Below are 22,458 nucleotides of genomic sequence, written 5' to 3'. Positions count from 1 at the left end.
TAATTGCAAAAACTTTTATAAAATATAATAGGATTTGTAAATTGAAAACCCTATATTTACTTTAAATACTGGAAAATAGTTAGACTAGCATATGCTCATGTTACTATATTATAACATTAGTGCATGAAAGTAAACGTGGAAAAAACTGCTGAATGAAACAATTCAATATATGAACCTTAATACTATAATGGAAATATTCTTACAATTTAAAACTATTTTTTTAATTCCCTATTTGTTCTGTAACCAGTTTTAAAATCAATTATATTTTTTAACTGATCTCCTTTTTTAAAATGCTCAAGATTTTCAATACTTATATTAGCAATTCTCCTCAATGTTTCTGGAAGGTGAAAAAATCCTGATATATGAGGAGTAATAACAACTCCAGGTGCATCCCATAATCTATGATCAGATGGCAATGGTTCTGGTTCTGTTACATCAAGACCTGCTCCGCTAATAATCCTATTTTCAAGTGCATAACATAAATCTTCAGTACATATGCAGCTTCCTCTTCCTACATTAAGAATAATGGCATCTTTCCTCATTAAATTGAACTTATCCTTATTAAACAGATGATAAGTATCTTTTGTTCCCGGGAGACTTAAAGCCACTATATCAGCTTTAGGTAAAAGTTCATCCAAAGCTTCCATTTTATATAATTCATCAATATATTCCGGTTTTTGTCCTTTGGTTCTTTTTATACCTATAGTATAACTTCCAAGTGCTTTCATCTTTCTTGCAAAATCTCCTCCAATATTGCCAAGCCCTACAACTAATGTAGTACTTCCCTCTATTGAAGTAACATTTCCTTCATCCTTCCACAGATGTTTTTTCTGGTTTATATAATATAAATTCAGCTTCTTTTTAATTTCAAGCAGCATGCCCAGCATATGTTCAGATATTGCAAGACCATAGGCACCGGTGGCATTTGTAAGATATGCTCCTTCAGGAATTACTCCTGGTTCACAGTATCCATCCGTACCTGCACTGTTTAACTGCAGCCATTTAAGTTTGTTACTTTCTTTTACATACTCTGATGGAACATTTCCAATAATTATATCAGCACTTTTTACAAGTTGGCAGGTAACTTCTTCAGAAGATATATAAATATACTCTGCCTCTGGCATTTTTGCTTGAAGTCTTTCTTTTTCATTTTCATTTAGTGGAATCACTACTAAAATCCTCATATGGTATCACTTCCTTCCAGCATTTATTATACCACGTAATTATTTATTTTCTTCCATTGAATTTGTATAGATTTTTCAACGAGTCATGACTTACTTCGCAGCCGCCAATAAAAATAGAAATGCAGTCTATTTTCATAGCAAGAATAAATAACCTATGACTCAATATTTAAAAAAAGTAGTCATTTTATCATATTATGTCCACCCTCTCTTTTGAGAATTCTATATATATGCTTGTACCAACATTCAACTTACTTTTTACATTAATTTTCCCACCGTGTGCTTCTATTATTTGCTTTGCAATTACCATTCCAAGTCCTGAACCTTTAACACTTACTGAACTACTAGTTCCCCTATAGTATCTTTCAAAAAGCTTTTTCACTTCCTCTTCTGACATACCCTTTCCATTATCCTCAATATTTATATATATTTTATCTTCCTTTTTTATAGAAACTCTTATTTCAGTATCGGGACTATTGTGAATTACTGAATTATAAATTAAATTAGTAAAAGCTCTCTTAAAAAGTGTATTGTCAAAATTAAAATCTATAATATCTTCTACACAGTTAAAAATAATGTTTCTTTTTTCATATTTAGGATTATTCAATATACTTATAATTACTTCCTTGAGCAAACGGACTAAATTTTCATTTTCACGATTTATAGGAAACATTCCATTTTTCAATTGATAGGTAAAATTCAAATTTTCAACTATGCTCTCTAAATTTTCTGCATTTCTAAGTATTGTTTTTCCATACTTTTTTGCATCCTGAGATGTAACATCATACTTAGGATCACTCAATATTTCCGCATAACCTTTTATTGGAGATAGTGGAGTTTTTAAATCATGTGAAATATTGGCTATCCATTCCTCCCTTAAAGTTTGATTCTTTTTTCTTTCATCTTCGCTGGCTTTAAGCTTGCTATCTAAAATATTAAGGCTGCATTTTATATCCTTATACCTTCCTTTTTCCTTCATGGGAATATAATCATTTGAAGCAAGTCTTTTTATGCCTGATGTTATATTTAACAATGTACTATTCATCCATATACCATAAATTGCAGCAATAAATATAAGTAATATAAATAATGCCAATATAACAAACTTAATCTTTAAAACCTTATTATAATTCATGTATAAGGTTATTTTTGATATTTTCACAGGAAACCCTATGATATATGTCCACTTTTCTCCGCTGTTATTAACACTTCCAACAAACATAGTATGTTTTCCTGCACTATCTCCATTTTTATATAACTGAACAATATCTATTGGAGAATAATGTTTTGTAGCACTTTTAGGTTCATTATATTCTAAAGTCACATCTCCATTTTTATCAACAATTTGAAAAGAGAGCTTGTACTTTTTTAATTCACCTACTGCTGAATCTGTGAGCTTTGGTTTGCCTTTATCAAAACTAATTTCTTTGTAAAAATGGGATGTAAAATATGCAGGCCAGCTGCTCCAGTTAGCATAACTATTCTCACTGCTTATATTAACATTTAATAAATAAAGCCCTATCCCTAAAAAAATTGAAATTAAAATTAGAAAGGCAATAAAAAATTTAAAATATAAATTAAATATTACCTTGTATCCTGATTTTTTCATCCTATTCATTCCTCTTTACAAGCTTGTATCCAAGTCCTATTACAGTAACTATAATTTCCGGTTTAGAAGGATTTTTCTCAAGCTTTTCTCTTAAATGTCTTATATGAACAGAGATTGTATTATCATATCCAAAATAATCATCTCCCCACACTACCTCACATAATCTTTCCTTATTGACTATTTTATTTGAGTTTTCTGCCAGATATAAAAGAAGCTTATACTCCTTTGCTGTAAGTTTTACCTCTGAACCATCCTTATATACCTGACTATGCAGTTTATCAATAGTAACGCTGCCAATGTTTATATTCTCATTTTTACTACTTTTAACTTCCTTTATACCGTCATACTGCTGTCTTCTAAGCTGTGCCTTAATGCGAAAGGCAATTTCTCTTGGACTAAAGGGTTTTGTAATGTAGTCATCTCCTCCCATACTCAGTCCAACGATTTTATCAACATCACTATTTTTTTGCAGATAAAAATAAAATGGGACAGTAAGAAAATTGTCTTATCCTTTTACAAACCTCTATTCCATCAATATCTGGAAGCATTATATCAAGCACTACTATATCAGGCTTTTCACTCTCACATATTTTTATGCCATCTAATCCGCAGTGAGCTTTTCTAATATTTTTAAAGCCTTCTTTTAATAGAATATCCTCTATTAAATCGGTTATATCTTCTTCATCATCTATAAGTAATATTTTTTTATCTGCATTACTTATTAAATCCACCCCAAAACACCCCTTTTATTATTGCAGATAAAAAGCTCAAGTCTAAAATTGAATACGACTTGAGCTTTTTTAACTTTACCAAACTGGATAAATTTATTTAAACCTATGACCTCTAATTATTACTCATGTCTTCCTTTAGCTTTTTAACTTCATCAATGCTTAGTCCAGTTTTTTTTGATATCATCTCTATTGAAAGTACATCCATTAAATTTTTGGCAATCTCTATTGCTTTACTCTTTTCAGCTTGATCTCTAGTTTCTTTCATAGCCTCTTCTTTTTCTTTTTCAAATATTTTTTCTACCTTAGTCATTTTTAACCAACTCCTTACCACATTAGCATATTCTTCATCAATAAACTTATCTGTAGAAGTTAGCACTTTGGAAGCATCTCAACTATCTTAGGATAATCCAATCCATACATAATTAATGCTTTATCTTTAAACATTTCACTTAAAGTTTTGAAAAGTACATCCTTTGCTTGATATGTTATTCCTTTTGCGGACAAAGCATCATCTCCTTTCACGTTAATTATACAAAATAAATTTTAAATTTTCTATAATTTTTTTATATGAGCTCTATATATTCATACTACAGCACTTTTGCTTATAATCTTCATATAAGATTTAACAGAAAGAAGATAAAAGCATAAATAAATTACTACATATACTCCCATGGTCATGCCCATCCATTTCAGCTGTGTTATTGAAAAACCACAGAGATATTTCATATAGGCCATAAGTGGAAATACACTATGAAGAATACCAAATAGAAGCGGCATTAAAAAAATAAATCCCAATTGCTTTGATATAATTCTTAAAGTCTCTTTCTTAGTTAAACCTATTTTTGAAAGTACTGAGTACCTATTCTTATCTTCATAAGCTTCTGTTAACTGTTTATAATACATTATACTTCCAGTGGAAACAACAAAGAGAATACCTAGGAATGCACCTATAAACACATAACTTCCATACAAAGTATGAACCTCAGTATACATGTCATAGTAAGAAGAAAAAGTTTTGTCCTTTGGCATCATTTGGGAAGCCGCTGTAACAACGCTTCCACTTTTTAATGCATTGTCAAAATTATATGCTCTTATAACAGTTGTATTATTTCTATTATCATTTAAAAGCTTATTAAAAAATGTATCTGGTACTACTATAGTTGTTTTTTGAAATTTAACTCCTAAAACACATTTTTTACTTGAGTCGGAGATATCAAGTTTATAAGCTTTTCCTCCAATAGTTGCATTAAGCTCATCACCTGCAAGTCTCCCTCTTGCTTCAGCTGAATTACTTACTTCAATGAAAAAGCATTGATTTTCTTTATTAATTTTAATGTCCTTAGCTCTATCGACAACATCTGTACCATCATTAAAACCTGAATTATTTACAATATCCTTATATTCAGATGCTGACATTATAAACATATCAAAAGGAGCCTTTAAATCTCTCTCAAAGGGACTCTTATATTTTGGTGTAAGCCCGCTTCCATTTATCATTACAATATCTGTTTTATAAGTTGTTTTAACTTCTTTATGATTATTAATAACCGCTTCAACTTTTTTATTTAATTCCTTGCTGCCGCTTTGATACATTATTGAAAACGGACATCCACTTGGTGCAACTTTATTAAGTGTCAAATTAAGACTAAAAGTAAAACATAATGCTGTAATGGCAACAGCAGATACAACAGCTATGGTTGCTAAAAGATTAGAATTTCCTTTAATTCTGTAGATTATTTGAGATACTCCTATTAGATTTTCTCCTTTATAATAAGCTTTTTTATTTTTCTCAAATAGCTTAAAGATATAAATTATTAAATTGTTGAACAATATATAAGTTCCTGCAACAACAAGCAGCATTATAAGAAGGCCTTTGTACAGCATTTGGGCTCCACCAGACTCCAAATTCATTTTTAATACACCAATATATCCGCTAATCACCATTATTAATGATAATAATGCTAAAACTCTAGAAAATTTAGGTTTCTTCTCTCCTTCCTTAGCCGCATGTATGAGCTCTATAAGCCTGAACTTATATATTATTCCGTAAGCTTTTATGGAGTTTAACAAAAATATAATCATAAAAACAAAAATCGTCATTACTATAGATCTAATATCAAAGGTATATTGTATAGGCTTGTTTGATTTCATACATACATTAAGTATTTTTAAGAAGAACCTGGAGGTAATTGCTCCTAATGGTACACCAGCAATTAAGGCTAATATCCCTAGAAAGATATTTTCAAAGAACATCAGTGTGCCTATTTCTTTCTTCTTCATACCAAGTAGTGAATATATAGCAACTTCTTTCTTTTTATTTTTTATAAAAAAACTGTTGGCATAACCTATGAAAACAGCTGAAAATATTATAACTACAAAAGCTGCGGCTTTAAAAATAGCTCCAACTTTAACCTTGCTTGAGCTAAGTAATTGTATTTCGTGATTATAGTATATGGAATAAAATATCATAAGAATGAAAATTGAGGTTAATGTACTTATAAAATAAGAAACATAATTTTTAAAATTGTGTTTTACATTGTTTATTCCAAGATTAAATAGTGTCACTTTCAGCACCTCCTACTTTAGCAAGAGTGCCTAGTATTTTATTATAGAAATCTTTTCTACTGCCTGTTTTCTCAATCTCAGTATCAAGTATTCCATCCTTTATAAATATAATTCTGTCACAGTAGCTTGCTGCAAATGCATCATGAGTTACCATAACAATTGTGGCTCCATTATCCTTATTTAATAAAGAAAGATTATTTAAAAGTTCTGTTGAAGATTTTGAATCCAGTGCTCCTGTAGGCTCATCTGCAAAGACTATTTCTGGATCAGTTATTATAGCTCTTGCAGCTGCAGCCCTTTGCTTTTGACCTCCTGAAACTTCATAAGGGTATTTTCCTAGTATATCTTCAATATTCAAGATGCTGCTTATCTTTTTTAATTTCTCTTCCATAGATTCTACATCTACCTTAGATAAGGAAAGTGGTAAAATAATATTTTCTTTTAAGGTTAAAGTATCAAGAAGATTGTAGTCCTGAAAAATAAATCCAAGCTGCTTTCTTCTAAACATTGATAGCTCATCTTCATTAAGATTTAAAAAACTTTTTCCATTAAGTTCAATTGTACCTGAGGTTGGAGTATCAATAGTTGATATTACATTTAATAATGTAGATTTGCCTGCTCCTGAAGGTCCCATAATTCCAAGAAATTCACCCTTTTGAACAGAAAAGCTCACCCCATTTAATGCATTTGATTTGCTTCCTCCATGTTTTGAACCATACACCTTTTTTACATCTCTAACTTCCATTATATTCATTGAAATTTCCTCCTGTATTTGACTTCAGTTAGATTGTATATGTATGAGTTTAAGGTGGATTTAAAATAGTCTTAATTTCATCTTAAGTTTGTTTGATTTACTCAGTTTTAATCATTGGCATAAGAAAAAGATAGCAAAACCTTGGCATGAGGTCTTTACTACCTTTTCAGTTATACCACTTATATTTTTTTCTTGTTAGTAGTGGAGATTTCTTCATATGTGAGGCATGTGGAAATATTACTTAATACAATTTTGCCTTTTTTAGTTATCCACATATAAAGTTTAGCATATCATGTTCTAAATTTATTATAATCATCGAAGAATGCACCTTGCTATACTTTCAACTTATAATCTTCCCCGAATGATTGTATATGCCATTGGCAAAGCCTTTTTAAGCATCTTATCAGATATTCTTATGCTTCCATCTGGTATTTGAGGATTATCAGAGTTCCACATTGCCGGATATACATAAATTTCTTTCTTTGCTCCATTTTTGATAGCAAAAATTTTATTGTTCTCAAAATTTATATCGAATTCTGAATCAATTAATGCAGTTTCTTTTAATCCCATAAGTAAAGTCTTCTGATTTTCATAATTAATTATATTAGCTAATTTATTATACTTACACCAATCTAATAGTTGTTTTGCAGCAAACCTATCCAATAAATCTTGAACTCTTTGATTCCAAAAATGCTTCAGGCAATCATGACATGCTGTTTCACAATTGCTCTTACAATCCAGAACCTCATAAGTTCTATCGATTAATTCCACTATTCTTCCAGCTAAAAGCGAACTATATCCAGCACCACTGGATAGACTATCAAATAAGAATATATCAACACAAACTTTTTCCTTAGAATATCTTAATCTGTAGCTACCCTTCAAATCATTAAATTCAACATCTAATAGTTGACCTGCTGCTAGTATCATTGCTTCAGATAATGTCTGCGCCGCACTTCTAATCCATAATCCATCGGTATACGTATTCACCTTTGTAGGATCTATACTAATTTCCATAAGCACCATATCAGTAAGAAATTGGTGACCCAAAAAAGTGTTGGTAATTTTATCTGATGGATGAGAACAAGTTTCTCTAACATAAGGATGTCTATATGGTTGTCCTATATGTTTTAATGCATTCTTATCATCTCCAGGTACAGCTGCACCACAAGCTTCACAAATTGTAAAGCCTTCACCATCAGGACCTTGATTAAGGATAGTTAATGGTTGACTTGTCAATCTAGCAAATCTCAATGATGGATATTTATCTGATTTTATCATATCCTGATCACTAATAGGTGCTGCATAGCTAGGTAATTCTGCATATGACATTTCTGCCTCAGCTTCAGCTTCTCGTATACTCTGTCCGTTAACTGGTGCAAACCCCCAAGGCTTCAATAAATGTTGAAACTTAATACTTTCATTTCCACAAAACGGGCATTTCTTTCCTTTGGGCTCCTGGAATCCTACCCAATTACAAGATTGATTATTGCAGTAAAATAACGGCTTATAATAGTCTTTGCTTTCAAAATACCTTCTTGCTGGATGGTATTTTTCTTCATCATTAAATTTAGAATGGAAATTGTAAATTCCCCCTGATTTGTATGTCCTTTTATTAACAACAATCAATCTTCCAGGAGCATATTCATTTATAGCTATGTCTAAAGCTCTATCTGGCTCCTGCTCAACCTTATTTCCATAATTATTTTCTATACTGAATCCAACCACACTTCTAGGAAATGAATATGTTGGGAATATACCTTCTTCCAATAAAACATCAAGCAATTTTTTCTCTTTCTTTTCAGAATCAATATAGTTATCTTCAAATGCTTGTATTTTTTCTTTTAGTTTATCTAAAGCAGTTTTAAATTTCATTAACAAGTTATCTATCTCATTTCTTTTTTCTTCGGGAACTAATCTTGCTATTTCATCTTCTTTCAAAGGATTTACTTTAAGAAAATTTAAGAACTCCCTATAATAATTATGAATAAAGCTGATAACACCAATTTCATTTGCTCCTAAATTTATTCTGGATAGGAACTTAGATACATATATAACATTTAAATGCCTGTATATTAATTTTGAATTATTAATATCTATGCCCGGTATTCTTGGTTCACCAGCTATAATTTTATCTGGATTATTGAAGTAATAACTGTCATGCGGGCCATTATCCGTATATGTCACTATCGTAGATATGGCAGAACTTCTTCTACCTGCACGTCCAGCACGCTGCTGATAATTTTCTCTCATTGGTGGTATATTTCTAAGTCCTACTGCGGTTAATGAACCAATATCAATGCCCACTTCCATTGTTGTTGTACAACTCAAGATATCTACTGGACCTTTATCATCAATATATACATTTTGAAATCTCATTTCATATTCTTCTGTGGTAGACCACATATCCAGTCGCTGATCTTTATGTGATAATTGAGCTGTATGTTCCTCAGTATTGATACGTGTCATTAAGGCATTCTTCTTACCCATAATTGCATCTAGTACAGGCTTTCTCCAAAAGTCAATCCCCTGAAATTCTTTTTCTGTCATTTCTCTTGGCTCACCTTTACAACACAAAGCACATTTATTCCACAATTTGAACGGAAATATTCTTCCACAACTTGGACATTTATACCATTTATGGTTTACACCATATTTCAGCGTTATTACCTCCGGATTTAAATAGTTAAATTCATTGTTATCTTCACCTTTTTGAGTAAAACGCATAAACTGTTGAAAAATCGTTTTAACTTGTTTTTCGCTATATCCCTGTTCAATCAATAACTTCTCATATCGTTTTGGAAATTTTCCGTCCTTATCCACTCCAAAACGTTTTATATTTGTAATGTTTTTTCTAATTTTATGTTTAATTCTATGATCATAAGCATAACTATCTGTCATTATCTCTGCTGCCCATGCTGAAAACAGTGATATAAGTTTGTCATATTCTACTTCTATGCCACTATCTTCCAAATCATTTAATACTCTATCAATCAAATCTTCATCACATGGTTCAACCCAGCATAGTCCCAAATCAGTGAGGGAGCGAAAATTGCTGCATAAATGTTTTAACAGATATTTTGAATATAATTCAGGTATAGTACCAAATGTATTCTTCCTTAAGTTCGCATAATTTATTTGCTTTCCTCTTCTTTGAACACTTTTTATAGCCTTTTCCATCTCTTTTAAATGATCATGTAAATCTATCTCATTCTCTCCATAGAAGAATCTCAACTTATTTTCATATGCCACTTTCAAAAAAGCTACATATAATAAATCCATTGTAGGCTCAACATTACGTTCTTTAGCCCAATCCTGCAATAATAGTGCCGCAACTGTTACTGCCTTCTTTATAGCTTCTTCATCAGCAACTGCTGTTAATTCCTTTGCCAAAGTAGCTGCTTTTTGTCTACTATCAGAAAATAATAGAACTTTTCTACCTGCATTAGGTGTTAGTTCCAACTTTTCTGGGTCATGAATTACTGGTGGCTGAAGCATTAGCTGTTCTGAAACTAAATGGAAAAATGGTTCATTACCCTTTGTTGAAAAATCTGTTATATTTAAATGCCTTTTTTCACATTTAGGACAAGTAGCAAAGGTCAAAGCTTCTGGATGATCCTTGGGGGATTTTTCACTATATGCCACATGTACATAATGGTGCTTTCCCGCATGTGTATCATCATTTTCAATTCTTCCAGCTACACCATTAAACCATGCTGTTCTAATTGCCGTATTACCTTTAGGCGGCGTATATTGTACATTTTTAGGTATTATATAATAATGTACTTCCTTAAAAGTCTGATTTACGAAATCACCATTTTTATTCCATACAAATTTATTTTCAGGTTCTGTTTCATCTATATATCCTTTATAAAATAATGCCCCACAAGTTCTATCATTCACCAATTCATATATTTTTCCTCCACACTTACATACATCTTCATGCATACCTAAGTATATCTTCCCTATAGGTAAATCTGATTCACCTTGTTTTTCAGTACAATTAGGATTTGCACATGCATATACACCTTGTAACCCCCTAAACATCATATGAAGTCTGGATGGGAATAAAACCTGTCCATCTTTGTTCTTTGCTAATGGTGCAATTGAAAGTACAACGCTTGTTGCCTTTTGAGCTATTTCTACTGGTTCATCTGGAAAGACCTTATTAGCGAGTTCGCTAAATTTAATAGCCTTCCCCCTACAGCATTCCATCACTCTTAATAATGGTGCAAACTTATTTAATTCTTTAAAAAGCCACTGCTCCACATCAGCATCAGAAGAAAAATTACATGATGAAGTATTAAGTCCCGCAATATTTCCAAAGTTCTTTATTGCTTGTAACTTCCTTTCTCCACCAGCATGTAACAAATCAATTTCAAATTTTGCTAATACCTGAGCTTTAACTTCTTTTGCCCCATCAAATATTATTTTATTCCGTTCACCAGTAATTATTTTAAATCTGTTATTTCCATAATTTTCTGCTGTTAGATCACATGCAAATTCTGTAACTTTTTTATTTCCATTACCAGGAATACTGGCACTAGTTAAGATAAACTGCATTTGTTCTCTTTTTATTCCAAGCTTATGCATAAATCGTCTTATCAGTAATGCTACCTCACCACCTGCTGCTCCACGATACATATGTGCCTCATCAATAATAAATAACAATTTATTAGATGGTGACATTTCAAGCCACTTTTTTGTATCTTCCCATATTCCCTGTTCACTTTGACGCATTAACATATATTCCAGCATAGAATAGTTTGTAATTAAAATATCAGGCGTTTTTTTCTGAATTTCAAATCTTGATATCATTTCTGCATCACGACTATTAGTTACATGATTTCCTTCACTTAAAGCATCAATATAAGATTCCAAATCATACTTTGCAGGATATTTTCCCATATCAACAAGCTGCTTTTTTGTCACAGCATCTCTCTCCACCAGATCTTTTCTTAATGTCTTCGCTAATATCATATCTTGAGATTTTTTCTGTTCCCCTGCATAAGGAGTTCTCCCTGTATACATACCAAATTGAGGTATTCTAGCATCTCCTGCAATGCTCACAAACATATTATAAAATTTATTATCACCTATCATTTTCCTTAGTCTGCTAAGCTGATCAGCAACAAGTGCATTCATTGGATAGAGCATCATAGCTCTAACACCTCTTTGTTGCCATGTCTTTGGCGATTCTTTTGCCTCTAATACTAACTTGCTAACCATAGGCCACATAAAACATTCTGTTTTTCCTGAACCAGTACCAGTTGCAACAAATAAATCATTACCTTTATAAAAGTTTTTTATAGATTGAATCTGATGTACATATGGATTTGCATAAACACCCAATTTGTTCTCATACATTTTTATTAATATGTTTTTTACCTGTTCATCTATATCTTTACCATTTTTAATGCCATTTTGTGACACTTTATATGCTGGATTGGCTTCAATATATGGTTCTTGCCATAAGACACCTTTTCTTTCTAATTCATCATCACATAATTCTCTTAACTCATCATTTTTACCAAAATATGCTGTTTTTATATAATCCAGCAGTCTACCCTTCAAAGATTCATGTGTATTCTGAATACTATATTCATCCATTAGCTTACTCCTTTACTTCTATTTGCAGTGATTCCAGTATCATTCTGAAGTAACACCATAATGCAATAGGCACCACATAATTAATCTTGTCATTAATACATTTTTGAGGCCAACAATATGTTTCAAATATTCTTTCTTCTACCAATGGCAACCTACAAAAAAACTTTAATATTACTACTTCTTTTTTTACTTCTGCCTTTGCCTTCATGGCATTACCAGATATTTTTCGTAATGCCAGTGAAATTCTACGTTCTTCTTTAAACTCATTTAGTACTGATGATAATTTATGTATATAAATTTGATTATCTTCTTTTTTCAATAAATAATATTCATATAAATCATTAAAAAGCCTTATCCTACCTAGTACAATATCACCTGATTCCATACATAGAAATATATTAGTCCATGATTTATACGGAGCGGCTTTACTTAATGGCTGAAAAAATTCATATCCTGACAGATCATTGATTGTTTCCCACTTTGCTGTCTTCTTTAACCAATTAAGAAATTTACATGAATTCACTATAGCATTTTCTTCACATTGGGTTGTTGAACTTTTTTTCATTCTGGTTACTCCAATATAGAACTCATCACTATTGATTGTACTTCCTAATCCCAAAACTCTTTCATAATTTTCTATGAATGGTTTTCTATACTCTCTAGGCACTCCAATATTATTTTTTAAATCTGTTTCTATTAGCTCACCTGCATTTAACATTCTTTCACGTAAAATTCTAACTGGATGTTCTTCTTTACGCTGTAATTCATTATAAGAATTCCAAAACCATTTTCTACATTCTGGCACAGCTAAAATCATATTATTTAAAATCTCTGTTCCTCGAGAAAACACATAACTTTTACTTTTTGTACGCGAAGCCCCATCTTGATTACCTGTATCCAAAGTTATAACTTTGAGCCAATGTCCCATAGCAGAATATACTAACCGCCCTAAATATTCTTCTTGTGATTCACCATCATAAGGCTTTATTTTAGTATCCTTAGCAATTGTAAACACTAAACTATCTTCCATCATATACCTTCTAACGATTTTTTAATTTTTCTATATCACTTTCATTAATTTTACAAGATTTGAGCTTTTCTTCATACTCATCACTATCTGAGTCATTGCCTTTACAGCACAAGTATATGGAATATAATAACGGAATTCCCATCCTGTCACCTGCTATAATCTGATGATAAGAACTCAACAAATAAGCATAATCAACTCCGATTTTATTTGTCATTAATCCTTGTCTTACAAATAATTTCATCTGCTTATAATATTTTAGAACTTCCTTCTCCTCTGACTGAATATTTATCTGTAACAAATCATAGTTTCCTATTCTTAAATTTTCTTTTGTTGGTACACATACATAGTTTTCTGTTTCCAAGTATATTGCATAATTCCAAATATTTTTTGATAACATATTTACTATATCTTTTGTTCCTGAGCCAAAGAAAAGGTGCTTATTTTTACAATTTTTACAAATTCCAATAAATATAGATTCATTAAATGCATTAACAACTCCATCTATATACACTGTTTTCATTTCAGATTCATTAATCAAATTAATAATCTCCGATAAATCTTCCTGAATTGAGGAAATAAATACATAATCAGCAGTAGAAGCATCAACTAAGGCAGATACATCATTAGCAATAATTTCTCCAACACTATCAGACAAAATTATAGCTTTATCGTTTACTAGAGCAGATATCACCGTAGCTGATAACTCAAATTCTTCTTCAAAATGTTGGGAAATATTATCAGATAATTCCTCACAGAACTCCACTATATCACTAATATCATCTACTTCAGTTGATCTATCAACTGGAATCCGTTCAGCATGGCGAATATATAACTTTATATTAGTATTTTCCCTTCCACCTTTACTTCCTACTGCTCCTGCAACTCCTATTAATTCTGTAGCATAAACAATATCATTTCGAAATCTATCTATATGCTGCTTAATATCAGTTTCTATTTTAGCTTTTTTATCTACAAGACTTTGTAGTTTTCCTTCAGCTTCATCAACTTTAACCTGTGTTGTATCCAGCTTTTTTTCATTTTCCTTTATTTTTTCTTTTACATTTTCAAGTTCATCTGAACATTTTTTTGCTTCACTTGCTATTTTCTGTATTTCCTGTTGCTTTTCTTCTCTATCCTTATCACTTTCTTTAAACCATTGTTCTTTTACCGTTTCTATGCACTGATTATAAATATTCTCATCATTTAGCAAACACCGTTCTATAATGACATCTAGTTCTGATGGTTTAGAAAAAGCTTGGATGATATGATCAGCATATTGATTTATAGCATCTTTAGCAATTTCATAATCATAGCCAGTTTGCACAAAAAATTCATTTATTTCAGCTTCACTGTTTTTTACCTGCTTCATTATATCTAATAATTTTCTAATTTCATTCTTTGTTAACTGATATTTTTCCTTATGCTGTTTAAAATATTTGGTAAGGAAGGTATTTGTATAGCTTTCTACACTTCTAATATAAAATTTGCCAAATGTATTCTCCAATTCCGTCCTGTAATAAAAACACCTTACATTTTTAATATTGCTTGCATACAGTGTATCTATAAGCAACTGAGTTGACACTACATCCTGTTTTTCTATTTGGTACTTTTGAAAATAATGTTTTGTATGCAACATATCTTTTACATTTTCTGAAATATAATAAAGATTGGCATCCTGAATAAAATCACTCTTACTACATCTAATCACTACAAAACTATCTCCAACAGAATCTATAACCATTAAAAATTTTTTATCAATCTCTTCATTGATAATTATTCCACGTTGTAATACTTCCCGTATCTTATTATCTGTCACTACATCAATTTTATTAAACTCTTGCGGTTTTATTACCTCATAAATTTCTCCTTCATATTCTTTAAAAGGATACGACCATTGCTTAGTATTGTCATATTCTGTTGGCACCCATTTTCGAATTTCTGCCTGATACATGGTAAGTTCTTCTGGATTGGCACCAATAATAACTGGATTAAAGACTCCATGATATCCAATATTATCTTTTTGTGTATAATAAGCTTTTTCAAAGCAATCTTTTTCTGTATTAAAGTCTGCAACCCTATATGACAATGGTTGTCCTGCCTTTCCTAGATATGATACACATAATGAATATCTATAACCTCCATCTAGCATTTTTATTTCCTCCCAACAAATTTGCAAGTGTAACTGGAATCGTATTTTTTTCTAAGTAATCATATAAATATTTTTTCGAGGCACTATATGAAATTAACATCTTAATAATTATCTTCCGCACACCTACTGGCATTACTACCCTTACATCTTTATTATGAGCTTTCAAAAGATCATATAGTTTAATGTCATCATAACTACTAATCTTCTCTCTTTCAATATTAGCTGAATAGATCAGACGATTATGTGATAAAATATAAATTCTGTCCTGATACATCAATTCCTTTATTTCTAATGTGCCATCAGTACTTTTAGATTTACTAATGTTGCCTCTTCTGTCAACTCTTATTACTTCTACATCAGTAAGAGTCTGAAATTTTAATTCTTTATCTGTACGAATCTGGTGTAATGAATTTACATCACAATATTCGTTATTTTCTATCTCAACAATTTCACTTTCCAGTTCTTCTAATTCCGTTTTCGTATATTTAAAGTAAGTTCCTGTCGAAATCATCTTTCTATCAACGTTTACTAATATTGATTCACTAGATATTCTAAATGAAATTATTCTATTTTCTGCACTTGTCTTTTTTATCAAAGGTTCTCTTGGATAAATTTTGCTGCTTTGATATATAAATACCTTAGGAGTTTCGTTACCAGAAACAACATTACAAAATATATCTTTTCCAACATCAGATACATCATAACCATCACATACTCTGACACATGGCGGCCATAATGGTATTATCTCAGGCTGCTTTTCAAGTAAAAATACTTTCATATATTTCTTTAGGTAACCTGCCAATTGTCTAAACTGACGTTGATTCGACAAGCTAGCAATAAAACTTCCCTTAAAAACATAATATTTCTCATCTTTCAAAACTAAATTTCCACATAACTTCATTTCTATACCAGAAATATACTTTGGTATCTCAGTATCTTTTCGCACCCAATAGTAATCTTTATTGGAAGATATTGAATCTCCATGCCTAATCTTCTTTCCTCCACACTCATTTGACGTGAATAATGCCCCTGCATTAGAAAATCCATCTGCATAATCCGACCATATTTTTTTCAGAGAATACCCACTATCACCTTTTGAAAATGAAATACTATATTGATGCTCATGTCTTGGTATAAAATCAATTGGTATAAAAGTCGTCGCATCTGAATAAAACCTTTCCTGATTTATAAAATACTTATATTTATTTAAACTATTTCTTACGTTTTCAGAAATTTCTATGTAGGCTCCTTCTCTACTGGCTGTCTGCAAAATATCAAAAGAAATGGGCCTAAACCCCATACTTAGATAAAAATTACCATTGTTAATCCGCAAATACAATGGTAATCCAATTCTCTCATATATTGTTAATGACGACTTTCCATCAACCCTTCTATCACATTCAGGCGATGTTTCTTTCTTCTCATAATGACTAAAAAGAATTGAATACTTTCTCGATGTTAAGAATACGTTCTCTCCGCATTCTGGACAAGTAAATTTCCCAGGTGGAAAACTACTGCCACGTATGAAATCACTTGCTTGAACCTCCTTTTGTTTTCCTAATGAATAATGATATATTGCAGTTTTCATTAGAAACCCCCTCATTTAAACTAAATACAAATAATAATGTCTGTCAAATAGACAAAAGCACCTTCGAGTTTTATTACAAACTTTTTCATATACATACAATTCCAATATAACATAAAATTTTTAAAATATATTTGCAATAAATATATATCATAATTATACATAAAAATACAACATTTTTCCATGTTTTTTATAAAACTACCATTAAATCATCATACATGAATTCATAATATATTGTTTACAAACAAAAATAGCCAGTTAAGAATAGCTCTATCATCCTCCAACTAGTTATACTTACAAACTTTTACTTTCAATTACAACTTCTATCTCAATCCTATTAAACAAGCTTACAATAATTTTTTCCAGCAAATACAGCCATGTTTTCTGTAATCCTAAAAAAACAAATATATATCAAATTCTTTTATAATTTTTATTATTATAAACTGTTTTACCTTATACCTTACTAAAAGATTCTTACTCTTAAGTCCTTCTTTCTATTTCTCCAGAAAACAATTCTTGTTTTCAATCTTGGAGCTAAAAGTGTTTATAAAAATCTGGTGGAAAAACGCATAAAAGACTTCAAATTAAATTCTGCTAAACACTACATATCTCAAGCAAAAAATACACACCCCATAATTCAAAATCTATTGGGTATATTAATGCTAAAATAGCATTAAATCTTGACATTAATAGCAAAAAATTTTTCAAAACATCCTTCAAAAAGCTAGCATCTTGCTTTTGAATAGAATATTTCAACTGTATATGAGTGATTGTCTTACAAGTTACCTCACACTTATAGTGATCTATATCCTCAATACCTGCAAGATAAAATTACATAACAGGAACATAAAAATTGATAAGTAAATCCAGTGAGCACAATTTGCCCTCCATCACGAGAATCTTACAATTCTTGTATTGTTGTTTTAAGAGTTTTTGTGTTTATCTTTATCTTTTTTCTTGATTTGTTTTTCGTCATATATTTACTGACTTACCATTATTGCTATAACTACAAAAATTCCAAATTTCCTATTACGTGGATAATAGGAAATTTATTGTTTATTAGTATTTATATCAAAACTAGCACTTCATCTAAATCTTTTCACACTAAATCCTACTGCTTTTGTACAGTTTTTTGTATTAGTTACAAGTAATATTCTAACATTTAAACTATCATACTTACCAAACCTCACAGCATTAATTTTACTCACATTATAATTCAAGTTAATCTTTTCTATTCTAATAACTTTGTAACATTTTATTTAGCTCTACTCGCCATAAAGTGTTTACTTGTTGCTGGCTCCTAGTTCCCTTACTAATTCCTTATAAAAATAAGAATCATACTCATCAAATATATTTGTAAAATTATTATTTAAAACTATATTAATATTCATACCCATTTGGGGATAAAAATTGTAATTAGGGGAAATCCAATAACCAAACTGTGCTAATTCATCACAATGTATTGACTCTATACCTAAATTATTTTGTGTTCTATATTCTAAATACTCTAAGAAAGTACTTATTCCGTTGATTCTATTGGAAGTCCATAATATTTTATTCAATGCAAAGATATTAACTATCCATGTATCTTTATATTTTTCCTCTAAATATCTGTTAGATAACTCTGCTAAATCTAAATATTCATCCAACACAACTATAATTTTAAATATTTTTTTATTGTTTGCATTATTAACTTCCAATACTTTTTTTCTTCCCTTTTTCTTATTAGAATTATAATAAATAGCAACCTTATTATTTAGCAAATATTCTTTTCCCCTTTGACACTGATCACAAGCTTTCACAATAACCTCTTCAAAGTGCTCCTCTCTTATTAGAGTTGCATCTTTTCCTTCTATAAATATATTTTTAAAATTCTGCGATTTACATTCTACAAATAAAATTTTATCTTCAAATTCTATTATTAAGTCTTGTTCATTTCGCTTATTATCATATGAAGTACGATGTATATCTTTGAAAAATTCCCCAATAATATCTTTTGAATACGCCTCCAAAATGTCTCCTTTTTTATCCTTAGATTTCTCACTTTCTATAATTCCTCTAAAAATATTTTCTAATATATTATAAGCCCGTGGTACATATAATCCATCAGAAAATTTTATTCCTAATTTTCCTTTGAATGCTGTTCTTAAATTATCTTCAATAAATAAATTGTCTTTTATCTTGTAACCATCTAAAAATAAATTCTCTAAATTTTTTATATTTCCAAATTCCTTTTCTAAGATGCTATTTTCAATATATAAATTTTCTTTTGATGCTACTAAAATAATCATGAATATTATGATGAATTAGAACCACGTGTGTACTGATAGAGAGCCATCATGTTTATCTGATAGAGCCAGCGTGTTCATTAGAGAGCCACCAATGAAAGTGGCTCAGCAATATTAATAGTTAGTAGTTATTCTCCATGTAGTCCATGGCGTTCTCTCATTGAGATTTTACCGTCAATAAATATAGTGTATGAATCATGAACTATACGATCAAGAATTGCATCAGCTAATGTATCTTCTCCAATCTTTTCATGCCAACCTCCGGGTGAAAACTGTGAGCAAAATATAGTTGATCCAGTTTGGTGCCTTGCTTCCACTATTTCAAGCAAGTCTCTTGCTTCTGTACCTTTTAAAGGTACAAGCAACCATTCATCTAGGATTAGAAGATTAACATTTTTGTACTGCTTCATGACCTTTTTAAATATGCCTTCTCCTCGTGCTACAGTTAGTTCATCAAGTAGATCAGGGAGACGTATATATTTAACTGTATAATAATTACGGCAGGCTGCCATACCTAAGGCACAACCAATGTATGATTTACCGTTGCCAGATGCACCCATAATTATTATGTTATGTTTTTCTTGAACATAGTTACAGGTAGCTAATCGGGTTATTTGTGCTTTATCTAGTTTTCTATCTGCATGATACTCAATATCCTCTACACACGCCTGGTTAAAACGGAAGTCTGCCTTTTTAATTAATCTGGATAGTTTATTATTTTTACGCCTTGACCATTCTAAGTCTACAATGAGGCCAAAACGTTCCTCAAAACTTAAATCTTGATAGGAAGTGTCCTGTAATTGTTCTCTATAAGAATCAGCCATTGATGTAAGACGCATTTCGTTTAGTTTAGTTATTGTAGTTTCATTTACCATTATTTTTTCCTCCCATAGTAGTCTGCACCCCTGGTAAAGCCAAAGCTTGCAGAATTCGTGTTTTTAGTTGGTTTAAGGTTCTCCTTACATACTTTATCTTGACCTGTTTTTAGTATAGTTTGGACACTCTTATAGCTGGGACTTGGTGTGTAGGATAAAGCTTTTTTACATGCAGCTTCTACCCGGATGACAGAATACTTATCTGCTAGTTTTAGAAGTGCTGTGCAGGCTTTATAGCCCTGTTGTTCCACCCTGTGTGAGGATAGAATTGCTTTGACAACTATTACTGTATTAGGTCCGATACCTTCTGCCCATGAGATAAATTTTTCTGAGTTCCAGGCAGTATATTTCTGGTGATCTTCTGGCATGTGTTCTACTATGGTGCTATATTGGCCTTCACGACCATGGAGTCTTACATGTGAGGCAATACGGTGGTTATTAAAGAATACTTCTACAATATTTCGGGTAATACGGACATCCACTTTATGTTTTATATATTCATATGGAACTGAGTAATGCATTTTTTCAACAGATATGTGATAATTAAATTGTACGGTCGCTGTCTTCCAGGCAGCTAATTCATATAAGGTTGCAGGCAGTGGCATGAGTGCTGATTTTTCTTCTTCGAGAAACACACTCAGCCTACTTCCAGATTTTTTTTGAAAAGGTTTGCTATTAAATTCATATAACTTTACACGAATAGATTCATTTAATTCCCGCAATGAAAAGAATTTCTGATTACGAAGTGCAGCGATAATCCATGTTGATATTATACCTACACAACCTTCTGCATTGGGTTTATCTTTTGGTTTTCTAACACGGGCAGGAATTACTTGCTGTGCCATAATGCTCAGCCATTTCATGGTAGGTCTTATTAATTATAGGAGTATACCAAGAAACACGTTCTACCCCGGTCTTAAGATTGTCTGGAACAAGGATTCTAGTAACACCACCGAAGAATTTATATGCATTTGTATGGGCTGTAATCCAACACTCTTGGTTCTGAGATAAAAACGCTTCTACATAAGCATATTGGCTGCAGGATAAAGCTGCCACAAAGACATAAGCATCAATAATCTCACCTGTATTAGGATCAACTATCGCAGCAGTTTGACCAGCCCAATCAACTTCTAGCTGTTCACCTGGTTTGCGAACTATATGCATTGTCGCTTTTGTTGTATTGGCATATTTACGATAATACCTGCAGAATTGACTATACATTAGAGGTATTTCATTACCAAGCCTGCATTGTTCACAGTATTCATTCCATAAAAGACTAAGAGTTACGCCACTTTTAGCCATTTCTTTGTGAATGTATTCGCAGTCAGGTATTTTTCTGGAAGTGGTAATATTCTTTTCTGGAAATAGGATGTCTTGCAGCTCACCATCAGACATATCTTTCTGTAATGGCCATGAGATACTACATTCATCAGCACGTTTTAACACAGCTGATATGGTATTGCGTGAGCATTGGCAACTTGAAGCAATACCACGCTGACTTATACCTTGGCTATGCAGCCTAAGGATTTCACGATATTTGGTCATGTTATGACCTCCCTTGAATTTATTTACACTGTAAAACAGTGCATAGATTCATTATACAGGGAACTTTTATAAGTGGCTCTAATGATGAACATAGTGGCTCTAAATCATGCACATGATGGCTCTCATATATCGGAATGATGGCTCTAAACCAAAATATTATTCAAATCAACTCATAAAAATTTTTATATATTGATAAATCGTATATATCTTCAGATAATTCATCAAAATATTTGAATAATTTAAAATACTCATATATATTGATAGACGGATGATCATACTTATAACTTAAATATCTTCTAAAATCATTTTTTTCAAACTCATTGTTATCTAATTTTTTTGGTTCAACCTCGACTTTTGTGAAACAACCTAATAACTGTAAAAATATATTGCAAGATAATACAATCATATCCCAATGATATGGAATCATGTTTTTTGTAAAACAGTATTTATTTTTATAATATTCAAGGATGAGTATTTGAAGGTCGTTATTTCCAAATGAAATAATTATAGTATCCTTGAGTTAAGAGCTATGAGTT

At 31.1% G+C, this 22,458-nt stretch carries 13 protein-coding genes and 2 pseudogenes; all 15 read right to left on the bottom strand.

Annotated elements, in window-relative coordinates; translation table 11 throughout:
• Positions 1-212: 212 nt before the first annotated feature.
• Complete coding sequence (locus tag WY13_RS01420; protein ID WP_063553935.1) at positions 213-1,184, bottom strand: D-2-hydroxyacid dehydrogenase; 972 nt, start codon at positions 1,182-1,184, stop codon at positions 213-215.
• Positions 1,185-1,371: 187 nt separating this feature from the next.
• A complete protein-coding gene (locus WY13_RS01415) occupies positions 1,372-2,790 on the bottom strand; it encodes a sensor histidine kinase (RefSeq protein WP_063553934.1) in 1,419 nt (472 codons plus the stop codon).
• 1 nt (position 2,791) lies between these two features.
• A pseudogene (locus WY13_RS01410) lies at positions 2,792-3,521 on the bottom strand (response regulator transcription factor).
• A gap of 112 nt (positions 3,522-3,633) precedes the next feature.
• The gene (locus WY13_RS21630; RefSeq protein ID WP_242866300.1) at positions 3,634-3,831 is read right to left on the bottom strand and encodes a hypothetical protein; all 198 of its coding nucleotides are present in this window, start codon (positions 3,829-3,831) and stop codon (positions 3,634-3,636) included.
• 59 nt (positions 3,832-3,890) lie between these two features.
• Positions 3,891-4,025, bottom strand: coding sequence for a hypothetical protein (locus tag WY13_RS22010; protein WP_278321760.1), 135 nt, complete (start codon positions 4,023-4,025; stop codon positions 3,891-3,893).
• A gap of 78 nt (positions 4,026-4,103) precedes the next feature.
• Complete coding sequence (locus WY13_RS01400) at positions 4,104-6,086, bottom strand: FtsX-like permease family protein (protein ID WP_063553932.1); 1,983 nt, start codon at positions 6,084-6,086, stop codon at positions 4,104-4,106.
• Entirely contained in the window at positions 6,073-6,840 is a 768-nt protein-coding gene (locus WY13_RS01395) for an ABC transporter ATP-binding protein (protein WP_063553931.1), read from the bottom strand. Before WY13_RS01395 ends, WY13_RS01400 begins: the two co-directional genes overlap by 14 nt.
• 345 nt (positions 6,841-7,185) lie before the next feature.
• Entirely contained in the window at positions 7,186-12,450 is a 5,265-nt protein-coding gene (locus WY13_RS01390; protein WP_063553930.1) for a DEAD/DEAH box helicase, read from the bottom strand.
• A gap of 4 nt (positions 12,451-12,454) precedes the next feature.
• The gene (locus WY13_RS01385; protein ID WP_063553929.1) at positions 12,455-13,480 is read right to left on the bottom strand and encodes a hypothetical protein; all 1,026 of its coding nucleotides are present in this window, start codon (positions 13,478-13,480) and stop codon (positions 12,455-12,457) included.
• 10 nt (positions 13,481-13,490) lie between these two features.
• Complete coding sequence (locus WY13_RS01380) at positions 13,491-15,629, bottom strand: hypothetical protein (RefSeq protein WP_063553928.1); 2,139 nt, start codon at positions 15,627-15,629, stop codon at positions 13,491-13,493.
• Positions 15,610-17,217: a hypothetical protein gene (locus WY13_RS01375; RefSeq protein WP_063553927.1), complete on the bottom strand. Its 1,608-nt coding sequence runs from the start codon at positions 17,215-17,217 to the stop codon at positions 15,610-15,612. Before WY13_RS01375 ends, WY13_RS01380 begins: the two co-directional genes overlap by 20 nt.
• A 1,082-nt stretch (positions 17,218-18,299) precedes the next feature.
• Positions 18,300-18,422 (bottom strand): hypothetical protein, encoded by a 123-nt coding sequence (locus WY13_RS22005; RefSeq protein WP_278321759.1) that lies wholly within the window; start codon positions 18,420-18,422, stop codon positions 18,300-18,302.
• 75 nt (positions 18,423-18,497) lie between these two features.
• Entirely contained in the window at positions 18,498-19,505 is a 1,008-nt protein-coding gene (locus WY13_RS01370) for a hypothetical protein (protein WP_204377939.1), read from the bottom strand.
• Positions 19,506-19,630: 125 nt separating this feature from the next.
• Positions 19,631-20,377 (bottom strand): IS21-like element helper ATPase IstB, encoded by a 747-nt coding sequence (istB, locus tag WY13_RS01365; RefSeq protein WP_063553926.1) that lies wholly within the window; start codon positions 20,375-20,377, stop codon positions 19,631-19,633.
• A pseudogene (gene istA / locus WY13_RS01360) lies at positions 20,377-21,922 on the bottom strand (IS21 family transposase). Before istA ends, istB begins: the two are co-directional and overlap by 1 nt.
• Positions 21,923-22,458: the final 536 nt, after the last annotated feature.

The organism is Clostridium ljungdahlii (assembly GCF_001636845.1).
GTDB classification, from domain to species: Bacteria; Bacillota; Clostridia; order Clostridiales; family Clostridiaceae; genus Clostridium_B; species Clostridium_B ljungdahlii_A.
Note: the sequence above shows the minus strand (reverse complement) of the source record. Positions and strands in the feature narration are given on the sequence as shown.